We start from the raw sequence: 21,721 nt of genomic DNA on the forward strand, positions 1-21,721 counted from the left end.
TATTTTTCTGCTACACTCAAATTTGTTAGGCTGTTTGATAGATTTCGATAAAGATTTCCTTCTCTTGTTTCCAATTGTATTTTTGCCGCGCCTTCAGGCAGTTATTGCTCATTTCCGCCCTTTTTTCAGGATGTTTCAATAAGTAATTGACGCCTTCGGCAATTGATTTTGGATCATGTGAATCGACACACACACCGATTTTTTCCGTATCGACAACCTTTTGAATTTCAGGAAAGCTGCAGGCAACCACAGGCACACCGCTCATCATGTATTCAAACAATTTATTTGAAGAAGCGGAGTAGTGATTAAAGCAGACATTATTCAATATCTGAAAACCTAAATACGCATTTTTTGTATAATGGAGCAGCTCGTCGACCGGAACCTTCGGCAGGAACTTCACACGATGCTCCAGATTCATGTCGCTTACTTTTTTCATTAAATCATCCTTGATTCTTCCATCTCCGATAAAAACTACCGTCCCGCCCTCGATCATCGGTACAGCATCAACCAATTGCTCTAACCCTCTTCCCATTTGAACGCCGCCTTGGTATAACAAAATCGGTTCATTCTCTGGCAAATCGAGCAGCTCATGCAAATTCACAGCCGTACTTTCCTCCGGATTGGTTGGAATCGGGTAGTTATGGACCACCTTGGGATACAGACCATATAAGTCTTCGTTATACTTAGCTCTCGTATGGTTTTCGGCAATCATTTCATCCACGAACATTAATAGGAATTTCTCCATCATCCCGTAAATTCGGCTATTATATCCCGTTCTGCTCGTTTGTACTTCATGCGAGTCGTAAATCAGCTTTTTCCTTCTCAACCATTTACTGCTGATCGCTCCCTGCATAAGCGTATTCAAGTCATTTGAATGATAAAAATCATATTTCCTTTTCCGGCCATGATAGATCATTTGACCAAAAATGTAGCTCCTCGTTAATAGTGTCGGCAGCTTCGTTTTAGTGATCATCAGTGTGCCCATCGCAAGGAGTGCAAATGAACCGAACAGTATTGCCGATCCCAACCAGCCGTTGATCAAGTTCAAGTTCCACAACGTATTCCAGACCAATAAGGCCAATAGAACGATTTCAAACTTCTTTTTCTTCAATTTGCCTACGATCCTGAGAATCCTATGAAGCGCATCCCAGCGATTATTCACCCTAGTGACAGAGAAACCATTTTGGTGTTTCTCCTTTTTGGGCAAACCCTCGATTTTCCAGTTATGAATGGCAATTAAATCGACTTCATAACCCGCTTCAGTAAGCGCTGTGCATTCTCTTAGAACCCTCGCATCGTTTGTAAAGTGATTCCACACGAACATACATACTTTCTTCGCCATGTTGTCCTCCACTTCCGGATTTTTCAGCCTGACGCTTCCATCACATTGATGAGACCTTTAATATTTTTAGACCATTGAAAATGTTGTATAGCATACCGATGACCGTTTTCCCCCAGTTCTTCACGAAGGGCTGGATCTGAGGCCATGGTCAAGATATGCTGACAGATTTCATCAACATTTCTGCTCTCTGCCACCAGCCCGCATTTCGCCTCTGATAGCATCTTCTTGGCCCTGCCGTCCACATCACCGACAATGGGTATTCCGACACACATATAATCGATGATTTTACCTGGCAGCACCTTATCGAAGACTTCTTTTTCAACCAAGCTCACATAGGCAATATGGGACGTTGAAACTTCATGAAGAGTCACTCTTCGATTCATCGCATTAATCATCTTAATATTGGTCAGCCCTCTAGAGCTTATCTCCTTCTCCACTTCGGATATCCGATATCCATATCCAATCATCGAGAACTCGATTTGTTTATGTTCCCTTAGCTTTTCAGCTACGGCTATCAGTTTTTTCAAGTCCTGGGCCAGTCCGATATTCCCCGCATAAACGACTCTGATTACCTTTTCCGATACGGGTGTAAGCAAATTCTTTAACGTCAGCTCATCCGCAGTAAGCGAATTAGGAATGTATTGGATGGCCTCTTCCTTGACTCCTTTTGCAACGATATAATCCCTGAAACCAGGACTATTGATGATAATGAAATCTGAATGCCGATATAGCTTCCTTTCCAGGAAGAAAGCGATTTTCAAAACCCACTTATTATTAAATACTCCTACTCCTATCAACGATTCCGGCCATAAATCCCTGACATCGGTAATGAGTTTCGCTTTCATCTTTTTCTTGGCGATCAACGCCGCCAGTGTCGGGAAGATAGGCGGAGTCGTGGCAAACACGTAATCATATTTTTTTTCGAGACGAATGATTGTATAAATGAAAAGCCACATCGCTTCAAGATAATGAAGCAACCGCTTCCCCATATTGCTTGTATACCTCTTCACTTTGTCCGGTTTAATCCTGATGACATCTTCCTCAATGCTTTCTTCATCCCAAAACTTTATATCTTGATATAAACTTTGATTAGGATAACTCGGCTTCAATGTGATGACCGTTACCTCAAATCCGTTTCTTTTCAAATGGAGATATATATTTTTCATTCTATTTCCCGCACTTCCGATTTCCGGATAAAAGTTTTGCACGATCATCAGGACGCTTTTCATATTCGCCTATCACCTCTATTCTGCTTTGCTTACTTCCTGCTTTATATTGTAAATGCCAGATATTAACTGGAGGTTAAAGAAATATAAAGTCCCTATTAAAATTGTAAAAATTCTGTTAATTATTGTTTCATTTTTATATTTCCCATGAACTTCCCGTTATAATGGGGGAGACATTCAGAAGGGGAGGAAATGAGCATGCCTAAACAACGTATTAAGGTCATGACCGTATTTGGTACAAGACCAGAGGCTATCAAAATGGCACCAGTCGTTTTGGAACTGAAAAAGCATCCAGAAGAAATAGAAACCATCGTGGTGGTCACCGCCCAGCATAGGGAAATGCTCGACCAAGTCTTGCAATGTTTTAAAATAAAGCCAGATCACGATTTGGATATGATGAAGGATAGACAAACATTAGAAGAGATTACAACTCGAGGGCTTGAAAAATTGAGTTCGCTCATGAAAGATATAAAACCGGATATCGTCCTCGTACATGGGGATACAACGACAACTTTCATCGCAAGCTTGGCAGCTTTCTATAATAAGATACAGATTGGTCACGTTGAAGCTGGTCTCCGGACTGGTAATAAGTATTCTCCATATCCTGAAGAAATGAATAGGCAGCTGACAGGCGTCCTGGCTGATTTGCACTTTGCTCCAACAAATCAGGCGGCAGAGAATCTAATTTTGGAAAATAAAAAAAGTGATTGTATCCATATTACTGGAAATACGGCAATCGATGCGTTGAAAACAACAGTACGGAAAGATTATGAACATCCGATTCTATCTGGTTTGAATGGAGATCGTATGTTATTGATGACAGCGCACAGACGAGAAAATATCGGAAAACCAATGGAAGAAATATTCCGTTCCGTCAAACGGCTGCTTGAAGAGCACAAGGATATCCAAGTTGTTTTCCCGCTTCATAAAAACCCAGTAGTCCGTGAAATTGCTTACCGGATTTTTGGGGAAACGGAAAGACTTCACTTAATAGAGCCGCTTGAAGTGCTTGATTTTCATAATTTTGCGGCGCACGCCCATCTAATATTGACAGATTCCGGAGGCGTGCAAGAAGAAGCTCCCTCACTTGGTGTTCCTGTCCTTGTGTTACGCGATACAACAGAACGTCCGGAAGGAATCGATGCTGGTACCCTTTTATTGGCTGGAATTGAGGAAGAACGAATTTATCAATTAGCCACAAACTTACTTACAAATGAAGAAACCTATAAAAAAATGGCGACAGCCTCCAACCCATATGGAGATGGATTCGCTTCACAACGCATAGTTGAAATCCTATTGAAGCATTGCGGAATGAAATCCCCCCTTCCATTATGAAATAAAAATATAATAATGAAAAAAGCCTGTCACGTAAGCGGCAGGCTTTTTTCGCGCCAGATTTAAGTAAAGAGTACCTAACTAATACTAATTTGAATTTGAAGATGTTAAATACATATGTGATAGCTTGGGTAGGTCAAAGTTTCATTGAAGTCAATCACATTAGATTGAAAACTTTACATTGCTTGGAGGTGTTTAAATGTTCGGGAAAGAAATTAAGGGGGACGAAGTCGTTTCTGTGAAAATACGTTATCCGAAGCATAAAGGGATGACTGAAATAAAAGCATATTTAAAAAATGAAGGAAGTTTCATCTGCGAAGCTTGTTTTCAAAAGAAAATTTGATTTTAATTTTTTGGATGGGGAAATGAACATGATTCACAATCGAAAATGCAGCTAAGCCCTCATGAATATAAAGGAGGATAAGATCTCCCTGTCGAATTGATAGCCATGACACGAAACAGGAGGATTAGTATGAAGAATCAAGTTACCCCCTATTTAATCTTCGATGGCCAAGCAAAAGACGCATTAGCCTTTTATGCAGAGGTATTTCAAGCAGAGATTACCGATATGCAAACCTACGGGGAAGCTGATTTCCCAACACCTGAAGAAGCGAATGAACTTGTTCTGCATGCCAAAATCAAAAAAGGCGATATGTTGATTATGGTATCCGATACGTTTCCAGGCAATCCCTTTGAAGCCGGGAATAATGTTGCGTTGGTCCTCGAATGTGAAAGCGACTCGGAAATCAAGCATTTATATGAGGTTATGTGTGAACAAGGATTATCCTTAATGGAACTGCAAGATACCTTTTGGGGAGCTAAGTATGGTAAGGTCAAGGATAAATTCGGCATTCACTGGGACTTGAATTTCACAAAATGAATGTAAAAATGGCCGAAAATACGATTTGTATCCCCGGCCATTTTTATAGGAAACCACCCATCAAAACACATGAAAATAATTAAGGATATTTTTCCCAATCAATAAAATCGTGACGCAAATGAATAATATACGTACATAGGAAGCACCTTTTTTAATTGCGAAGTTCGTTCCTACCAGTGCTCCTGCGACCATTGCAAGACCCATCGGAATTCCATAGGCAAAATTAACGGTCCCCATAGATAAGAAAATGATAAGTGCGGCAATATTGCTTCCAAAATTCAATATTCTTGCATTCCCGGCAGCCTGGACAAAATCAAACCCAATGATCAAAAATGAAAATAATAAAAATGAACCTGTGCCTGGTCCAAGAAAACCATCATAAAAACCAATCGCAAATATTATGACTATCAAAAGAATCATTTTCTTCCTTGTCAGCCCTTTATACTTTGCATCTTTACCCCAATCCTTTTTTACCAACGTATAAATCGCGACAACGACCAACAAAATCAAAATGAGGGGCTTCAGTATCTCAGCGGAAACGAAATGTACAACGTATGCTCCTAACGCCGCTCCAATCACGGTAATCGGAAACAGCTTGATGACGAATTTGAAATCCACCTTTCCAGCCCGAATGAATGAAATCGTACTAGTTAAAGATCCCATAGTACCCGCCAGCTTGTTAGTCGCAAGTGCCGCTGAAGGCGAAATCCCCGTGAACAATAAAGCCGGAATGGAAATTAAACCGCCCCCGCCCACGACGGAATCAATGAATGCGGCAATAAAACCCGCAAGTACTAAAAATAGCAATGTATAGAGATTGATATCCTCCATGTATTCCCCTTCTTTCAAAAGAACCATCTAAAATGCCATTACTCATTTTTCATATAACCCTTCCTCTGAAATGACAGTGAATCCATGCCGCCTAAGCAAAGCCGCGGTCACTCCATTCCCGACCTTTTTCTCCCCCTTGAATTTCCCATTATAAATCGTGGCACTTCCACAGGATGGACTATTTTCTTTTAAAACGACTAACGTCGCCCCTACCTCCTGGGCTTTCAATAACGTAAGATTGGCTCCCTTTATGTACAATTCCGTAACATCCCTGCCCGACTTTTCAATGATCTTCGCTTTTCCATCAAGGACATCCCCACCTTCACCGCCAACTATCTCAGCAGGCTCCCTCGGTGTTGAAAAACCGCCAAGCAACTCTGGACAAACCGCTATAGCCTTTTTCTCCCTCATTAATTCCATAATTCCATCATCCAGGCTATGTGTACCATTGTATCTTACCTCAAGACCCGCTAAACAAGCACTCACCAAAATCATCAAATCACCCCGCATCATGCGCTCTCCACCATTTTACCACGTAGGTTGGATTATTGGTGCATACGGTCGAATTTGTTGATGCGTGGGTCGAATTATAAGCGTTTACGGTCGAATTGTTGGTGCGTGGGTCGAATTATAAGTGTTTACGGTCGAATTTGTTGGTGCGTGGGTCGAATTATAAGCGTTTACGGTCGAATTGTTGGCGTACAGCCCGAATTTTTCGCACATCTGGTCGAATTCTGCCACACAATCAAAAAAAGCGCTTGCAGCGAAGACGATTCCCGGCAAGCGCTTGTCTATTTAGTTAGTTGAGTTCAGTGATAGTAGTTGGTACGTAATGATGGTCTTTTCACTGGTCCATTCAATTTTTTGGATAACGGCTGTTCCGCTTGAGTCAGATTGAATGGTTTTGCGGACATCGATTGGAATATCGATAGGGTATAACCTGTATCCAGCTTTCGACAGCCGAAAAATGTTTTCTTCTTCACGGGTTTCGTTCCCTTTTGTAACGATCATGGTATTTAGCTCCATAGGCATGCCCATGTGTATCTCCTCCTTGCTAATATACTTAGTATATACTTCATTCTATCATTATTCGGTTTTACTTTTCATCCAAGATGTTAAATCTTCGACTACTTTTCTGTTCACGGCCGGTGGGAAGTAATGTGTGAATTGAGGGAAATACCAGCTTTCGACCTCTTTGTCATGCATTTTCAACCTTTTTTCCAACCGGTACGCGTGTTCAATGGCGACATTGTCATCTTTTTCACCATGAATGATCAGTACGGGTACATTCAAATCTTCAATCGCAAACAATGGCGTACGGTATTCATATTGATCGGGGCATTTTTTAGGTGTACCGCCGATGACCCGCTTCATCATCCGCCGCATATCGACACGTTCGACATATGTTAAAAACATATCCGACACTCCACCCCATGTGACGATCGACGCTGCATTCCTGCAGTAAATCCCCGTCCAAAGCGCCATGATGCCCCCACGGGAAAATCCAAGGATATGAATGTGATCCTTATTCACTCGGGGATGCTGTTCAAGAAGATTGAATCCTGATATCGCATCGAATCTATCTTCGCCTCCAAAATCCTCATCTCCCTCTCCGCCTTGATTCCCACGGTAAAAAGGGGCAAAAACGATGAAACCTTCTACGGCATACTGCACGATCCTAGCGGGCCTCACCTTGCCGACATTTTTAATACCGCCGCGTAAATATAAGAAGGCATCGTGTATTTCGCCATCAACAGGTTCAGCCAGCAACCCCTTTACCTTCAGGCCTTGTGATATGTACGTAACTGAATAAAGATGGATTCGTGGATGCGGTGATGGAAACCGCCGTTTTGAAATAATCGTTCCGTTCTCCAATTTCCACTCTCCTTTCTCTTTAATCTTATTGTAAAACATCCGCTTGTTTTTATCCCCTGCGAGGCATTCACATTTTTTTCTTCCGTTCATACGATAATGTAGGCAAAATACCTATATATCAAGGAGGAAGGAATTTTGAAAAAATGGTGTAAAGCAGGTGTCGTATTTTTACTTCTGTGCATGCTGGTGATCCCGCTTGGAGCATGCGGCAACAAAGAACAGGAAACAACGAAGGTCAGGGTTGCCGAAGTAACCCGCTCCCTTTTCTATACACCCCAATATGTAGCGATTGAAAAAGGATTTTTTAAAGATGAGGGTCTCAGCATTGATTTGAAAACTACGGCAGGCGGCGACAAGACGATGACCACGCTTCTGTCCGATGGGGCGGATATAGCTCTCGTTGGCTCTGAAACATCGATTTACGTTCAGGCACAAGGTTCGAACGACCCCGTCATCAACTTCGCTCAATTAACACAGACGGATGGAACGTTTCTTGTTTCACGTGAAAAAATTGATAACTTCAATTGGGATATGCTGAAAAACTCTACATTCCTAGGCCAGCGAAAAGGCGGGATGCCGCAAATGGCCGGCGAGTTCGTATTGAAAAAACATAACATAGATCCGAAAAAAGATTTGAACCTCATCCAGAACATTGATTTTGCGAATGTCGCAACTGCCTTCGCTTCCGGAACCGGCGATTTTGTTCAACTGTTCGAACCAACGGCCAGTGTGTTTGAAAAAGAAGGAAAAGGCTATATCGTCGCTTCTTTCGGCACCGAGTCCGGGCATCTTCCCTATACAGTTTATATGGCTAAGGAAAGCTATTTGAAAGAAGACAAAGAGACTGTCGAAAAATTCACGAGGGCATTGAAAAAAGCACAGGATTGGGTTCAGGAAAATGATGCTGCCGAAATTGCCGAAGTCATTCAGCCGTATTTTGAAGATACCAATATCGAAACGATGGAAACAGTTATCAACCGCTACAAAGAACAAGGTTCCTTTGCCACCGACCCCATTCTTGATGAAGAAGAATGGAACAATCTGCAAAACATCATGGATGAAGCAGGCGAGCTGCCTTCACGTATAAGCCATGAAGAGCTGGTCAATACAGATTTTGCTGAAGAAGTCACAAAATAGCATAGCAAAAGGTAAGGAGGATGTCCGATGAGCTTTTTAAAAATCCAAGACATTCACCATACTTATTTTTCAAATCAGACGGCAGCGACCGCACTAGCGGACATTTCCCTCGACATTGAAAAAGGTGAATTCGTCTCTTTTCTAGGTCCGAGCGGCTGCGGAAAAACCACCCTGCTTTCCATCATCGCCGGGCTATTTCCGCCCACTGCAGGAAAGATCCTGCTCGAAAACAAACCGCTGAAAGCCAACAGTGACCTTTCAATCGGCTATATGCTGCAGCAGGATTATCTATTTCCATGGAAGACGATTGAAGAAAATATTTTATTAGGATTGAAACTGATTAAAAAAGATGAAGGTCTTGAGAGAATAAAAACGCTGAAACTTTTAAGTGACGTTGGATTGGGAGGCACCGGAAAATTATATCCGCGCGAACTCTCGGGAGGAATGAGACAAAGGGCTGCACTGGCACGGACACTGGCGGTCGACCCAAAAATCCTTTTGCTTGACGAACCGTTTTCGGCCCTTGATTACCAAACGAAGTTGAAGCTGGAAGACCTTGTTTTTGAAACCCTGAAATCCTTCGGAAAGACAGCTGTGCTCGTCACCCATGATATCGGTGAAGCAATTGCTATGAGTGACCGCATCTATCTGTTTTCCGCGAACCCGGGAAGCGTGCACAAAACCTTCAAGGTGCCCGATGAACTGCGGGAACTCACGCCTTTCCATGCACGCAACCATCCACAGTATCCGACGCTATTCCAAACGATCTGGAAGGAGCTTGAGAGCCTTGAATATTGAACAGCTTCATAACCAATATAAAACCTCATTAAAAAAAGAAAACAGGCTCATTCGCTTTTATCAGATCCTGATTTTCATCGTTTTTTTCAGCAGTTGGGAACTTTTATCCAGAATGGAAGTGATCGATCCGCTCATCTTCAGCTCCCCAACTAAAGTGTGGCATCTTTTCATACAGAAATTGGGTGATGGAACACTTCTATCCCATTCCGGAGTGACTTTATTCGAGACCGTTCTCGGCTTTATCATAGGGACACTGCTTGGAACGATCCTGGCATCCCTGCTTTGGTGGTCGCCAAGATTATCCAAAACACTTGACCCCTATCTCGTCATTTTAAATGCCATGCCGAAAGTGGCACTCGGCCCCATCATCATCGTAGCATTCGGCCCTGGCTTTCCATCCATCATCTCGATGGGGGCGATCATCTCCATCATCATCACCACCATCGTCGTCTACACCGCATTTCGCGAAGTGGACCCGAACTACCTGAAGGTGCTCCAAACTTTTGGCGCCACAAGAACACAAGCTTTTCGGGAAGCCATATTACCCGCCTCCTTCCCAACGATCATCTCAACATTGAAAGTGAATGTCGGCCTCTCCTGGGTCGGCGTCATCGTAGGGGAATTCCTTGTTTCAGCCAAAGGGCTCGGCTACCTAATCATTTATGGCTTTCAAGTCTTCAACTTCACCCTCGTAATGCTTGCCTTAATGATCATTGCAGTATTTGCCACAATCATGTATCAACTAGTAGAACTACTCGAGAGAAAATTAATCAAAGACTAACCAAACTGCCGATAAACCTCGGCAGTTTTTCATTTCTTGAGGTGAAAAATGAATTTAGTTGAGTTTCGGATGTTTACTTGTGATATTCGGCGGTTTACTCGTGAGTTTCGGCGGTTTACTCGTGAATTTCGGCCATTTACTCGTGAGTTTCGGTGTTTTACTCGTGAATTCTGGCGGTTTACTCGTGAATAAGGCTTTTACTCTTGAATTCAAGCGGTTTACACGTATTCTCGCCGGTTTACTCGTGAATTCTGGCGGTTTACTCGTGAATAAGGCTTTTACTCTTGAATTCAAGCGATTTACACGTATTCTCGCCGGTTTACTCGTGAATACCGGCAGTTTACTCGTGAGTTTCACCCATTTACTCGTGAATACCGTCGATTCAATCGTTTCTCACCAAAGTGCCCTCATCCAGTCTTGATAAGCTCAACGGTACAATTTCATCTTTCATGATGAAACTAAACTCCTCACCGAGTACATCCGGCAATGCTTCCAAAAAGACCGGGCCATCCGTTTCCAGGTAATTTTGTTTCTTTTCTACCCCACGCAATGCAGCATAGTATATCGATTTAACAAATGGTTTGACTGGATGATGTACCTTATATTGTCCCAAAAATTGCAGCTGGCCCACCAAGCCACCTGTTTCTTCATACACTTCACGTATGGCTGTTTCTTCAATCGATTCCCCTGCTTCCCGTTTACCTCCAGGGAACTCCAATCCCCGTTCTCTGTGTTTGGTCAATACCCATCTGCCCTTATATCTGCTGAGTACAAAAACATGCCAAGACTCTCCAAAGACAGGATTCTCGGAGAATTCGACCTTATATCCGTTCTTATCAAGAAAACGTTTCATTTTTTCCCCTTCTCTCCGTATAAGAAATAATGCTATGCCCCTTCATTCATTATATGGGTAAAAAAAACCACTATCCAGCGAGAACCTGCATCACATCAAAAAAACGATGGATCCTCAATATTCGAGGCCATCGTCTGTTGGTTTTGCCTGTAAAATCCCCATGCTTTCTATATGCCGTCTTCCTTCTTCAGTACCTAGGGCATAAATCATCTCGTAAATTTTTTGGAGAGTGATATCCTGTTTATCATTTTCACGGTCAAAATGATATTGAAGGTATGGGACATGTGCCCGGTAAAAATTTTCTTCCCCTACAGAATAATTATAATCAAATAATTCACGTAATTGGATGATTTCATTATCTGTCGCCTCGATCTCGAAATTCCATGGAGAACTTTCCCTATCTTGTGTTATCTGCCCATTTGGAATCCAAATGTAATATTTTTTCCTGTTTTCAGACACATCCATCCACCCTTTCCATATATCCTACGCTTATTTTTCACGTATTTCCCTACTTCATACAATGGAAAATTTTGTTTACAGAAGAACAAAGTTGTTAAATAATAGATTAAAGTATCTTTCAAAGGGTAAAACATATAATAAGCCCAAGCATCCCTTAAGATTTTTATATGCACCCAGAGGTTTTTTTGATAACCTACATATAAAGAGATAACGGATTTCTAATAAATGTGAGGTGAAAGTTTTGAAGTTAATTGAAGAATTATACAATATGTACCGTGATAAGATGACTGGTGATGAAGAAGATATTGATATGCTTACTTTTGCGGTTTTGGAACAGCTTGACCGCAAGGAAATTTTCGAATTGCTTCAAGAGATGGATGATCAAGAACTAACCAATTTAATGGGCCTTTACATTATTGAAACGTTAAAAGGGAAGTTCGCTCAAAATAGTATGAACGACACGAAACCTACACATTTTCCGCCTAGGAATATTCATTAATACATACCTTGTCAGGTGTCCCTCTTTTGATGGATGCCTTTTTTATTGTTTTACCCATAAAAAAAAAGCCCTACCGAAGCAGGGCTTTTCCTATATCTTAATGTCCTAAATAGGCACGCAGCATCCAAGCATGTTTGTTTAAGCTTTTCTTCATGCCTGTCAGCATATCAGCCGTAACCGGATCTTCTTCTTCGGCAACTTCGATGATTTCCAGGAACTCTTCGGAAAGCTTCTCAAAATCACTGATGACGCTTTGAACCATATCTTCTGTATTTTCATTACCTGTCGCTTCTTCGATCGTCGTTAATTCCAGGTACTCTTTAAGGGTAGCAACCGGCTTTTCACCAATGGCCAATAGTCTTTCAGCCAATTCGTCATAGTTGGATGTCACTTCTTTATATAACTCTTCCAGCTTTTGGTGAAGTTCAAAGAAGTGCGGTCCATTCACGAACCAGTGGTAATTATGAATTTTCGTATAAAGAACACTGAAGTTTGCAATTTCCTTATTCACTAAAGTACCTAATTTTTTCTGAGCCATAAATATCTACCTCCGTAAGTTGGTTATACCTTTATAATTCCCTCTATTCGAAAATTGAAACATTATCTGACTCTGTTCTTATGCTAAAATGAATCTAAATTGTGAACGTTAGGAGCTGTAAAGTATGATTACGGTTTTAGTTATCTCAATTATTGTGATTCTGATTGTATTGGCATTATCGGTCCTAACAATCGGAAAAGGTTACAGCTACAAGCATACAGTGGATCCCGTCGAACCTTTGCCCGAGGATGAGGGGAAAAAAGAAGAACCCGAAAAATGAAAAAAGTTCCTGTCACAAATAGACAGGAACTTTTTTTATTAACCAAAAACTTTATGAAGATCTTCTTTATCTTGTGCAAGCCAGAAATTCATCAATTTCTTAGCTCCTTCAAGATCATGCAATTTTGCTTGGCCGCATTGTTTTTCGTTTGCAGCAGGAATTTCGGTAATTGTAACGGCATCCTTGAATGTATCTTCAAGAACATCGATGATTTCGGTCACTGTCGGCTCGCCGCTTACCACAAGGTAATATCCTGTTTGACATCCCATTGGCGAAATGTCGATGATATCAAAGTGATCGTAGCGCTCGGAATGCTTACGGATATTGAATGCAAGCAAGTGTTCCAGGGTATGGATCGTATCCGGCTTCATCGCTTGTTTATTCGGCTGGCAAAAACGGATATCAAATTTATTAACAACACCGTCTGTTCCTACCTTATGGACACCGCAATGTCTAACATATGGGGCTTTAACAGCGTTATGATCTAATTCAAAGCTTTCAACTGAAGGCATTTAATTCACTCCTTAATTGTATGTCATCTCTATTTTACCTTGAATAACAATATATTTCATCCTTTAAAATTAATTCTCATTATATCAATCGGATTACCAATATGCTTATTCCTTTTTTACCCTTATTGGAAATTTAGAAAATATGCTATAATTGAGGATAGTCAAATTACCCGAAAAGAGATGAAAGCATCGTGTTGAAAAAAATATTAATGGGAATCATCCGTTTTTACCAAGTTGCTCTTTCTCCATTAAAACCGCCCACCTGCCGTTTTTATCCAACTTGTTCCCATTATGGTTTGGAAGCGATCAATCGTTTTGGACCGATAAAAGGAAGCTGGCTTGCACTCATCCGGATTCTTAAATGTCATCCATTTCATCCAGGAGGCATTGATCTTGTTCCTGAAAAAAAGAAAAAAAGTGAGGACCATTAGAAAAAAACCTTGCTTTCTTTTGCAATCTTTTGTATCATACAGAAGTCAAATCGTAATCATTTCGTTTTTACCCATAAAATTCAAATCGTAATCAATACGAATTATAAAGGAGCATTTCATATGAAAATTCGAGCATTGCTCTCGCTTTTCCTTGTTACTGCGGTATTTCTGTCAGCCTGCGGCAACTCGAAGGGAGAATCGAGTAAAGAAGAAACCAAGGATGCCTTGGATATATATACGACGGTTTACCCTTTACAATACTTCACTGAGGCCATTGGCGGGGAGTACGTAAACGTCGAGACGGTTTATCCTCCCGGAACGGATGAACACTCATTCGAACCCTCTCAAAAAGATATTGTAAAAATGGCTGAGTCAGACCTGTTTTTCTATATTGGCTATAATCTTGAAGGCTTTGTAACCAAGGCTGAACCAATTCTAAGTAAAGAAGGCGTCAGTACAGTTGCGGTGGGCGAAACGGTTCATCTAGATGAAGATGAGCATGCAAATGAAGACGAGCATGCAAATGAAGACGAACACGCGAATGAAGACGAACATGCAAATGAAGACGAACATGCAAATGAAGACGAACATGCAAATGAAGACGAACATGCAAATGAAGAAGACGGTCATGATCATGGAGGAGTTAATCCCCATTTGTGGTTAGATCCAATCTATTCCATTGACATGGCTAAAACCATCAAGGATGAATTAACGAAAAAAATGCCGGAACAGGAAGAATATTTCAACCGCCAATTCAATGAGCTTTCCGAAAAGCTTGAGGCTCTTGATGAAAAATTTGCGACGACGATCGAATCGGGCCGTACCAATAAGGTCATCGTTTCCCATTCTGCATATGGTTATTGGGAGGAACGCTACGGATTGGAACAAATTGGCGTCACAGGACTAACGTCATCAAACGAACCTTCTCAAAAGGAACTGGGGAAAATCGTAACCATGGCTGAAGAAGAAGACTTGAACTACGTCATCTTTGAACAGAATATCAGTTCTAAACTAACTGAGATCATCCAAAAGGAAATGGGAGCGAAATCACTTGAGCTCCATAACCTTTCAGTGTTGACGGATAAAGATATCGAAGCCGGCGAAGATTACTTCAGTTTAATGGAAAAGAACATCAAGACACTGCAAACTGCATTGCAATAGAAAAAAGGAGCAGGCCCTTTGGGTCCGCTCCTTTTTTGTCCCCATCATATAGTTATTCCTTTAAATGCTTCTCACGGATCTTTTTCATTTTCGTCATCAATTCGGTTCCAATCGTTGATTCGAAATCCGGATAAATGACAGTCATCTCATTCATCCATTCTTTCTTTTCTTCATCTGACAGTGTATAGATGTCGATATTCGATTTTTGCTGGATTTCCCGAAGCTGTTCCTGATTCAATTCATTTGATTTGATCCATAGCCATTTCGTTGTATCATCCATCGCCCTTTGGATTTGCTGCTGAATATCCAACGGGAGTTTGTTCCAAAACGGCTTGTTTATCATGACGACATAACCTAAATAACCGTGATCACTGATCGTTAAATAATTTTGCACCTCATATATTTTCTTGGAATAAATATTCGAAATCGTATTTTCCTGGCTGTCCGTTTCTTTAATTTCAAGGCTTTTATATGTTTCATTAAACTGCAGCTCAGCAGTTGTCGCCCCAAAATGCTTGAATTGAGTTTCCAGGACTGCACTTGGCATGATTCTAAAATTCTTTCCTGCAAAATCACTTGGATGCCGTATCGGTTTACTGCTTGTGATCTGTTTATAGTTATTCGACCAAAATGCGAGTCCCTCGATATCGATGGTATTCAGCTGCTTTAGCAGCTCTTCCCCCACTTCCCCATTCAACGCTTCCTGCAAGGCAGCGTCCGTTGGAAAAACGTAAGGGAGGTCCAATAGCATCCATTTCTTTGATATGCTCGTAATTTTAGATGTAGTCGGTGCAATCATCTGCACCTTGTTTTCTTGTAATGCTTCGATTTCTTCATGATCACTATATAATGACTGATTAGGATAAACTTCAATTTTGACACGATGATCTGTATATTCATCGACTAGTTGGGCAAATCGGTTCGCAGCTAGCCCTTTAGGTGTATTTTCGGCAACGACATGACTGAACTTAATCACGATTTGATCCTTCATCCCGACCTGCTCCTCATCCTTCGGCAAATTGAAACCGAAGCTTGTAAAGAACGATTGAAACGATATATACACGGCTATCAACAGCCCCAAGCCAATTAATAAGAAGTACCCCCATAATGCACGCATACCGACAACTCCTCACCGCTCACTTCACATTATCACTATTCTATCACAGCTTTTTGCTGTCGTAATACAATGCGCGAAAAATAGCGAAAAGTGATAGAAATTCTGTTACTATAAAGTATAGAAGTAATGGAGGAAAAACAATGGATAAATCCTTTCATATGCCCATTCAAATTAAAATCACCCTGCTATCATTCGTAATCGTCGCTTTTTCGATACTAATAGGCGGGATTTTTATATTCGGAAATATCGTTTCGGTCAGGGAAGATGAAATCGGCAAACGATCCATGATCACTGCCCATACCATTGCCGAACTGCCTGAAGTACAAAAATTGGTCCGTGAGCCCGAAGGATGGACGCAGCTCAATCCGATTATTGAAAACTTAAGGAAAATCCATCAAGCGGATTATATAGTTGTACTGAACAATCAGCATATACGCTATTCCCACCCCGTGTTCAGCCAATTGGGAACCCCATCGGAAAGCAGCGACGAAAGCGCTGCGTTCGCTGAACACGAATACCTTTCAAAGGCTGCTGGCGAACTAGGCATTTCCATCCGCGCATTTGTACCGATCCTTGATAGAGATAGAGAGCAAATCGGCGTCGTACTGGTTGGGAATATCTTGCCTACCATACCGGAATTAATCAAGGACCTGAAAGGCGAAATCGCGATTATCCTGGTCCTTACACTTCTATTCGGGGTATGCGGCTCATGGCTCATGGCAAAAAGGATAAAAAAAGAGACCTTCCAACTTGAACCCCATGAAATTTCACGGATGTTGGTTGAAAGGACTGCCGCTTTCAATGCCATGCATGAAGGGGTCATCGCCATAGATAATAATCAGACTATCACGATTTTCAATGAAAAGGCTAAGCAAATTTTCAATATCAACGGTGCGGTCATAGGCAAGAATATCAATGATATTATACACGATACACGTCTCCCGGAAGTGCTTGACCGGACATCTCCCATCTTTAATCAGGAGATCTCCGTTCAAAACAGGAATATTGTAAGCAACCGGGTACCGATAAAGATTGCGGATAAAACGATCGGTGCGGTGGCCATTTTCCAGGATCGTACCGATGTGACGAAGCTAGCTGAAGAGTTGACTAGTGTCAAAGCATTCGTTGAAGCTCTGCGCGTTCAAAACCATGAACATATGAACAAACTTCATACGATAGCAGGATTGATCCAGCTAGGCAATCTTGACGAAGCGCTGCATTACATTTTTCAGATCACGGAAGAACAAGAGGAATTGACCAGGTTTTTAACGAAGCACATTCACGATGATAATTTAGTGGGGCTGATATTAAGTAAGATCTCCTTGGGTAGGGAACTCGGAATCGAGCTCATCATGGACAAGCACACGAAATTGGACCGCTTCCCCGCTGATTTGGATCATCACGATTTTGTTTTGATAATCGGAAACCTGATCGAAAACTCATTCGCCGCGCTAAAGCATTGTTCAGAGGAAACAAAACAGGTTTATCTATCCATCTACCAGGATGAACATCATTGTCAAATCGTGCTTGAGGATAATGGGCCCGGCATTCCCGAGGACATTCATAAAGATATATTCGAGTATGGTTTTACAACAAAAGGTGCGGAAGGATCAGGAATTGGTCTTTATCTAATAGACCAAATTGTAAAAAAAGCGAACGGCGAAATGAAATTCACGACACGCCCTGACGAAGGAACAAGCTTTTTTCTTTCTTTTCCGATGCACGATATAGAGGAGAACCAAAATGACTAACGAAATTCGTGTACTTTTAATTGAAGACGACCCAATGGTCCAAGAGGTCAACAAACAGTTCATCGAGCGCCTGCCTGCCTTTAAAGTCGTTGATACAGCTTCAAATGGGCTTGAAGGTCTGGAAAAAATCAGGCATTCTAAACCCGACCTTGTCATTTTGGACATCTTCATGCCATCTTTAAACGGGGTTGATACACTTTATCAAATCAGAAAAGAGCAAATGGATGTGGATGTCATCATCATTTCAGCGGCAAATGATCAGAAAACGATTCGAAAAATGATACAGAACGGGGCTTTTGACTATTTAATCAAGCCATTTAAATTCGATAGGCTAAAACATACGCTGGAGCAATACTTTGCTTTTCGGATGGAGGTTGAACCTGACCATCAAATTTCTCAAAATCAGCTCGACCGAATCCTCTTTCAAAATAAAACACATTCTGAAGCGAGTCCGAAATATGATGTTCCCAAAGGATTGAATGGCGCGACTCTTAAGCAAGTGACGAAGTTCATAAAGACCCAGCCTGGGTCACTATCTGCAGAAGAAGTGGCTGATGGGATTGGAATCGCCAGAGTTACAGCAAGGCGCTATCTTGAATACTTGCATGGCGAAGAAGTCCTTCAGCTTGACGTACAATATGGCAGCATAGGCCGTCCAGTAAATAGATACCGGCTTAAAAAACCTTAAAACGCATGGGGACCGGCTCGAAACGGTTCCCTTTTTACTTTTAATCTTTACGCACCTGTCTTCCGGTCATATAGGCCCCACTTTCTCTTCAAAAGAAACAGCTCACACTCTTCCAATGCCGTCACTTCTTTAATGACATAGTCCGCCATGCCCCTTCTTAGTAGAATCTCCGCAATAAGGTACGGTTTTTTCTTCATACACTCTCCCCTCCCTTTCCCTTGGTTGCCATTCTTTTAATTTCATTATACAAAATAATCCAATAAAGAAAAAATAGACAAAGCCCCATTTTCTGAAAAAAATTATGATCTTTCCGGCCAGTTAAAAAAGTTCCTGGTTGATTTCAGTCATTCGTTCCCTTTCCGCCGACTGTCTGCCAAGCCTCATCAAATCAAGCATCTAGCGTCATCTTGGCTAGCTGGCAGAATTGTCGCAAATTTCTGCAGCTTAGCAAGAGTTTTAACAGGAAAAACAATGAACTGATTTGTTAGTATCCTATTAAAATCATTTTCAAAAAGGGTGGGGTTTCCGTCCAAGAAAATACTAATTGGGTGAGGTACATAGGCAAGGGGAGTGAGTGGAGTTAAAGGATTATCAATATTTGTAAAAAGAGGTGGGCAATGCACCTCCTTTGATGTTTTCACTTGTACAACTTACTATATGTAGTCAATTCCTTTAGCCGCTTTTCATTGATGGCAAAACCGATTCCAGCTTTATCGGGAACTTGGATCATGCCGTTTTCGACAAGTACTTCAGGATATATTATATCTTCATCCCAATAACGGGATGAAGATGATATATCCCCGGGAATCGTGAATCCTTTTAATGTGGCAAGAGCGATATTATGTGCACGTGAAATGCCAAATTCAATCATACCGCCGCACCAAACTGGCACATCATTTCCCAGGCATAGATCATGGATTCTTACAGCTTCCATCCAGCCGCCGACTTTAGCCATCTTAATGGTGATCACCCCACAGCTCTGGAGCGACAGCGCACTTTTGGCATCATGAAATGAATTTATGCTTTCATCAAGGCAAATAGGTGTCTGCAGCTGTTTCTGCAAAAATGAATGTTCCACAATATCGTCATGTCCCAGCGGCTGTTCAATCATCATCAGCTTAAACTCATCAAGCTTCTGAAGGTGTGTGATGTCATCAAGAGTGTACGCTGAATTGGCATCTGCCATGAGCGGGATATGAGGATAGGCCCGACGGATTTCCGCTAAAAACTCCAGATCAATTTGAGGATTGATTTTTATTTTATAACGCTGATAACCAGATCCGGAAAAATCCTCGATCTGGCGCATCGCATCTTCAATATCATTGGATGCAACGACTACACCAGCGGCCACTTCACTTCGTTCGCCGCCAAACAGCCGTCCGAGGTAGACTCCTTTCTGCTTCGCATATAAATCGAGGATTGCCTGCTCTAAAGCTGACTTCGCCATCGCATTCCGCCGGATTCCGCTCCATAAGTTCGGCAGCTCATCAGGATGCTTGATCTGACTGGCCAATGTCAACGGGATTAAGAAGTCATCCAAAATATGAAAGCATGTTTTGATCGTTTCCTCTGTATACCAAGGACTTGTAAAAGGGACAGCTTCACCGTATCCAATCAACCCATCCTTATCCATGGCTTCGACAATTATCACTTCCCGCTCGCTTACCGTTTCGAGATGCGTCTTGAATGGCCGTTTTAAAGGGGCCTTAATGAGCTTTAGGGAAATGGAGGATAACTTCATTGCCCTTCCCCCATTTCCTTCTTCAGTTCCCGTCTCAGAAGCTTGCTTGCGCCATTACGGGGAAGCTCCTTACAAAAAATCACGTTCCGGGGAATCTTATAGGATGCTAAATATCCCCTGCAATATTCCAGCAGTTCGCTCTCATCAAGCTCTGCACCTTGATGCAAGACGACAAAAGCAAGCGGGACCTGTCCCCACTTTTCATCGTCAGTCCCCGTCACTCCCGCTTCGAAAACATCAGGATGCATACTGAGGACGTTTTCAATCTCCGCCGGATAGACATTTTCACCGCCGGATATGATTAAATCCGAACGTCGGTCAAGCACATATAAAAAGCCTTCCTCATCAAGATAACCAAGATCCCCGGTATAAAGCCATCCATCGGTAATCGCCTGCTGTGTAGCGTCCATTCGATTAAAATAACCTTTCGTGACATTCGGACCTGAAACCACGATTTCACCCACTGCACCCGGTTCACACATAGTGCCGTCCTTCTCTATCCGTAACTGCGAAGGAAACAAAGGCTTCCCAGCTGATCCGATTTTTGACATGCTATATTCCGGTGCCAGCGTCACAATCTGTGAAGACGTTTCGGTCATCCCATATGATTGATAGACGGGAATCCCTTTCTCCTTACAGGCTTCAAGTAAATGGACGGGTGCAGGGCCGCCGCCCAACAGGAAACAGCGAAAGGTTTTTGGATAGCTTGTTCCTTTCAAATCCTGAACCATCCTATTCAGCATCGCCGTCACGACCGAAATGATCGTCACGCCATTTTCCTGAATGCTCCGGTTCGCTTCCCGTTCATCGAATCGTTCCGCCAAAACGACTTTCATGCCATAAATCACATTTTTCATCAGAATGGATAAACCGCTAATATGAAAGATCGGAACCGCACAATACCAAGAATCCTCCTCATGCAATCCAAGGTTCAGAACCGACCCTACTGCACTCCACCAATGGTTGCCGAATGTTTGGATCACACCCTTTGGATTTCCTGTCGTACCTGATGTATACATGATCGTAGCGGTATCCTCAAGGTAAAACTCTTGAAGTATTTCCGCCGTGCCTTCATCCGGCAATTCTTCCATTAAATGAAGGTTCAATTCCGGGAGAATCTCACCAATATCAGAAAGTTTGTCGGAGAAGGCACCTTCTGAAACCAAATAGGCAGTCCCACTATCCTCGATCTGCCAGGACAGCTCTTTTGCCGTTAACTTATTATTCAGCATCACAATCTTCACACCGAGATAAAATAGTGCATGGATAACGACAACACCATCAATATGATTACGGAGCAAAACCGCGCATGAATCGCCAGCGCCCAGACCAATGCTTGCCAGCTTACCAGCCATCTTCTCCGATAATGTATGCAGTTCAAGAAAGCTATACGTATTACCTTCAAACTCTATTGCCGGGCGATCTGGTGAAAGATGCGCCCGATTTTTCAGCCAGTTTGGCAACTTTTCTTCTGCCATTGCTGCTT

27 protein-coding genes are annotated in these 21,721 nt (G+C 42.1%); 13 read left to right on the forward strand and 14 right to left on the reverse strand.

Features of this window, described 5'->3' with window-relative positions:
- Nucleotides 1-25 precede the first annotated feature (25 nt).
- Together ACIQZD_RS22480 and ACIQZD_RS22485 are read right to left on the reverse strand one after the other, a co-directional pair.
- Nucleotides 26-1,342 (reverse strand): glycosyltransferase, encoded by a 1,317-nt coding sequence (locus ACIQZD_RS22480; RefSeq protein ID WP_402906569.1) that lies wholly within the window; start codon nucleotides 1,340-1,342, stop codon nucleotides 26-28.
- 23 nt (nucleotides 1,343-1,365) lie between these two features.
- Complete coding sequence (locus tag ACIQZD_RS22485) at nucleotides 1,366-2,571, reverse strand: glycosyltransferase family 4 protein (RefSeq protein ID WP_402906571.1); 1,206 nt, start codon at nucleotides 2,569-2,571, stop codon at nucleotides 1,366-1,368.
- A 195-nt stretch (nucleotides 2,572-2,766) separates the two neighbouring features.
- Here ACIQZD_RS22485 and wecB point away from each other — a divergent pair, with 195 nt between their 5' ends.
- The 3 genes from wecB to ACIQZD_RS22500 all read left to right on the forward strand — a co-directional run bounded on the left by wecB (nucleotide 2,767) and on the right by ACIQZD_RS22500 (nucleotide 4,783).
- Nucleotides 2,767-3,903: a non-hydrolyzing UDP-N-acetylglucosamine 2-epimerase gene (wecB, locus tag ACIQZD_RS22490; protein ID WP_402906573.1), complete on the forward strand. Its 1,137-nt coding sequence runs from the start codon at nucleotides 2,767-2,769 to the stop codon at nucleotides 3,901-3,903.
- Nucleotides 3,904-4,102: 199 nt separating this feature from the next.
- The gene (locus ACIQZD_RS22495; protein ID WP_402906575.1) at nucleotides 4,103-4,246 is read left to right on the forward strand and encodes a Fe3+ hydroxamate ABC transporter substrate-binding protein; all 144 of its coding nucleotides are present in this window, start codon (nucleotides 4,103-4,105) and stop codon (nucleotides 4,244-4,246) included.
- Between the two features lie 129 nt (nucleotides 4,247-4,375).
- A complete protein-coding gene (locus ACIQZD_RS22500) occupies nucleotides 4,376-4,783 on the forward strand; it encodes a VOC family protein (protein ID WP_402906577.1) in 408 nt (135 codons plus the stop codon).
- Between the two features lie 60 nt (nucleotides 4,784-4,843).
- Here ACIQZD_RS22500 and ACIQZD_RS22505 read toward each other — a convergent pair whose 3' ends face one another.
- The 4 genes from ACIQZD_RS22505 to ACIQZD_RS22520 form a co-directional block, all read right to left on the reverse strand.
- Nucleotides 4,844-5,614 (reverse strand): sulfite exporter TauE/SafE family protein, encoded by a 771-nt coding sequence (locus ACIQZD_RS22505; protein ID WP_402906579.1) that lies wholly within the window; start codon nucleotides 5,612-5,614, stop codon nucleotides 4,844-4,846.
- 42 nt (nucleotides 5,615-5,656) lie between these two features.
- Nucleotides 5,657-6,109: a 2-thiouracil desulfurase family protein gene (locus ACIQZD_RS22510; RefSeq protein WP_402906628.1), complete on the reverse strand. Its 453-nt coding sequence runs from the start codon at nucleotides 6,107-6,109 to the stop codon at nucleotides 5,657-5,659.
- A gap of 300 nt (nucleotides 6,110-6,409) precedes the next feature.
- Complete coding sequence (locus tag ACIQZD_RS22515) at nucleotides 6,410-6,652, reverse strand: DUF2584 domain-containing protein (protein WP_101225571.1); 243 nt, start codon at nucleotides 6,650-6,652, stop codon at nucleotides 6,410-6,412.
- 48 nt (nucleotides 6,653-6,700) lie between these two features.
- On the reverse strand, nucleotides 6,701-7,489 hold the full coding sequence (locus ACIQZD_RS22520) for an alpha/beta hydrolase family protein (protein WP_241594698.1): 789 nt from the start codon (nucleotides 7,487-7,489) through the stop codon (nucleotides 6,701-6,703).
- Nucleotides 7,490-7,624: 135 nt separating this feature from the next.
- Here ACIQZD_RS22520 and ACIQZD_RS22525 point away from each other — a divergent pair, with 135 nt between their 5' ends.
- From ACIQZD_RS22525 to ACIQZD_RS22540, 4 genes are read left to right on the forward strand one after another with little or no spacing between them, the layout of a single operon-like run.
- Entirely contained in the window at nucleotides 7,625-8,626 is a 1,002-nt protein-coding gene (locus ACIQZD_RS22525; RefSeq protein ID WP_402906582.1) for an ABC transporter substrate-binding protein, read from the forward strand.
- Between the two features lie 27 nt (nucleotides 8,627-8,653).
- Entirely contained in the window at nucleotides 8,654-9,424 is a 771-nt protein-coding gene (locus ACIQZD_RS22530) for an ABC transporter ATP-binding protein (RefSeq protein WP_137019594.1), read from the forward strand.
- The gene (locus ACIQZD_RS22535) at nucleotides 9,414-10,205 is read left to right on the forward strand and encodes an ABC transporter permease (protein WP_230160637.1); all 792 of its coding nucleotides are present in this window, start codon (nucleotides 9,414-9,416) and stop codon (nucleotides 10,203-10,205) included. Before ACIQZD_RS22530 ends, ACIQZD_RS22535 begins: the two co-directional genes overlap by 11 nt.
- A gap of 58 nt (nucleotides 10,206-10,263) precedes the next feature.
- Nucleotides 10,264-10,626 carry a hypothetical protein gene (locus ACIQZD_RS22540; protein WP_402906586.1) on the forward strand — a complete coding sequence of 121 codons (363 nt, stop codon included), beginning with the start codon at nucleotides 10,264-10,266 and terminating at the stop codon, nucleotides 10,624-10,626.
- On the opposite strand, the gene ytkD is transcribed toward ACIQZD_RS22540, so the two are convergent.
- The gene (gene ytkD / locus ACIQZD_RS22545; RefSeq protein WP_402906588.1) at nucleotides 10,588-11,058 is read right to left on the reverse strand and encodes an RNA deprotection pyrophosphohydrolase; all 471 of its coding nucleotides are present in this window, start codon (nucleotides 11,056-11,058) and stop codon (nucleotides 10,588-10,590) included. The genes ACIQZD_RS22540 and ytkD overlap by 39 nt on opposite strands.
- Before the next feature lie 114 nt (nucleotides 11,059-11,172).
- Complete coding sequence (locus ACIQZD_RS22550) at nucleotides 11,173-11,517, reverse strand: hydrolase (protein WP_402906590.1); 345 nt, start codon at nucleotides 11,515-11,517, stop codon at nucleotides 11,173-11,175.
- 232 nt (nucleotides 11,518-11,749) lie between these two features.
- On the opposite strand from ACIQZD_RS22550, the gene ACIQZD_RS22555 reads away from it, so the two are divergent.
- Nucleotides 11,750-12,016, forward strand: a complete 267-nt coding sequence (locus ACIQZD_RS22555; RefSeq protein WP_402906592.1) for a DUF6154 family protein — start codon at nucleotides 11,750-11,752, stop codon at nucleotides 12,014-12,016.
- A gap of 97 nt (nucleotides 12,017-12,113) precedes the next feature.
- Here ACIQZD_RS22555 and ACIQZD_RS22560 read toward each other — a convergent pair whose 3' ends face one another.
- Nucleotides 12,114-12,554, reverse strand: coding sequence for a Dps family protein (locus tag ACIQZD_RS22560; RefSeq protein ID WP_352926065.1), 441 nt, complete (start codon nucleotides 12,552-12,554; stop codon nucleotides 12,114-12,116).
- Nucleotides 12,555-12,678: 124 nt separating this feature from the next.
- On the opposite strand from ACIQZD_RS22560, the gene ytzI reads away from it, so the two are divergent.
- Nucleotides 12,679-12,834, forward strand: a complete 156-nt coding sequence (ytzI, locus tag ACIQZD_RS22565; protein WP_101225577.1) for a YtzI protein — start codon at nucleotides 12,679-12,681, stop codon at nucleotides 12,832-12,834.
- 38 nt (nucleotides 12,835-12,872) lie between these two features.
- On the opposite strand, the gene ACIQZD_RS22570 is transcribed toward ytzI, so the two are convergent.
- A complete protein-coding gene (locus tag ACIQZD_RS22570; RefSeq protein WP_137019600.1) occupies nucleotides 12,873-13,346 on the reverse strand; it encodes an S-ribosylhomocysteine lyase in 474 nt (157 codons plus the stop codon).
- 209 nt (nucleotides 13,347-13,555) lie between these two features.
- Between ACIQZD_RS22570 and yidD the strand changes: the two genes are divergently transcribed.
- Nucleotides 13,556-13,777 carry a membrane protein insertion efficiency factor YidD gene (yidD, locus tag ACIQZD_RS22575; protein ID WP_402906630.1) on the forward strand — a complete coding sequence of 74 codons (222 nt, stop codon included), beginning with the start codon at nucleotides 13,556-13,558 and terminating at the stop codon, nucleotides 13,775-13,777.
- Between the two features lie 120 nt (nucleotides 13,778-13,897).
- A complete protein-coding gene (locus ACIQZD_RS22580) occupies nucleotides 13,898-14,938 on the forward strand; it encodes a metal ABC transporter solute-binding protein, Zn/Mn family (protein ID WP_402906596.1) in 1,041 nt (346 codons plus the stop codon).
- Between the two features lie 52 nt (nucleotides 14,939-14,990).
- Here the strand turns inward: ACIQZD_RS22580 and ACIQZD_RS22585 are convergent, their stop codons facing one another.
- Nucleotides 14,991-16,055 carry a DctP family TRAP transporter solute-binding subunit gene (locus ACIQZD_RS22585; RefSeq protein WP_402906598.1) on the reverse strand — a complete coding sequence of 355 codons (1,065 nt, stop codon included), beginning with the start codon at nucleotides 16,053-16,055 and terminating at the stop codon, nucleotides 14,991-14,993.
- Nucleotides 16,056-16,195: 140 nt separating this feature from the next.
- On the opposite strand from ACIQZD_RS22585, the gene ACIQZD_RS22590 reads away from it, so the two are divergent.
- Nucleotides 16,196-17,806: an ATP-binding protein gene (locus tag ACIQZD_RS22590; RefSeq protein ID WP_402906600.1), complete on the forward strand. Its 1,611-nt coding sequence runs from the start codon at nucleotides 16,196-16,198 to the stop codon at nucleotides 17,804-17,806.
- Nucleotides 17,799-18,494, forward strand: coding sequence for a response regulator (locus tag ACIQZD_RS22595; protein ID WP_402906602.1), 696 nt, complete (start codon nucleotides 17,799-17,801; stop codon nucleotides 18,492-18,494). Before ACIQZD_RS22590 ends, ACIQZD_RS22595 begins: the two co-directional genes overlap by 8 nt.
- A 47-nt stretch (nucleotides 18,495-18,541) precedes the next feature.
- Here ACIQZD_RS22595 and ACIQZD_RS22600 read toward each other — a convergent pair whose 3' ends face one another.
- The 3 genes from ACIQZD_RS22600 to ACIQZD_RS22610 form a co-directional block, all read right to left on the reverse strand.
- Nucleotides 18,542-18,691 carry a hypothetical protein gene (locus ACIQZD_RS22600; protein WP_402906604.1) on the reverse strand — a complete coding sequence of 50 codons (150 nt, stop codon included), beginning with the start codon at nucleotides 18,689-18,691 and terminating at the stop codon, nucleotides 18,542-18,544.
- Nucleotides 18,692-19,131: 440 nt separating this feature from the next.
- Complete coding sequence (gene menC / locus ACIQZD_RS22605) at nucleotides 19,132-20,235, reverse strand: o-succinylbenzoate synthase (protein WP_402906606.1); 1,104 nt, start codon at nucleotides 20,233-20,235, stop codon at nucleotides 19,132-19,134.
- Nucleotides 20,232-21,713 carry an o-succinylbenzoate--CoA ligase gene (locus ACIQZD_RS22610; protein WP_402906608.1) on the reverse strand — a complete coding sequence of 494 codons (1,482 nt, stop codon included), beginning with the start codon at nucleotides 21,711-21,713 and terminating at the stop codon, nucleotides 20,232-20,234. The genes menC and ACIQZD_RS22610 overlap by 4 nt, the downstream gene beginning before the upstream one ends.
- Nucleotides 21,714-21,721 lie beyond the last annotated feature (8 nt).

It is taken from the genome of Peribacillus sp. NPDC096447, from assembly GCF_044762725.1.
Lineage (GTDB): Bacteria > Bacillota > Bacilli > Bacillales > DSM-1321 > Peribacillus.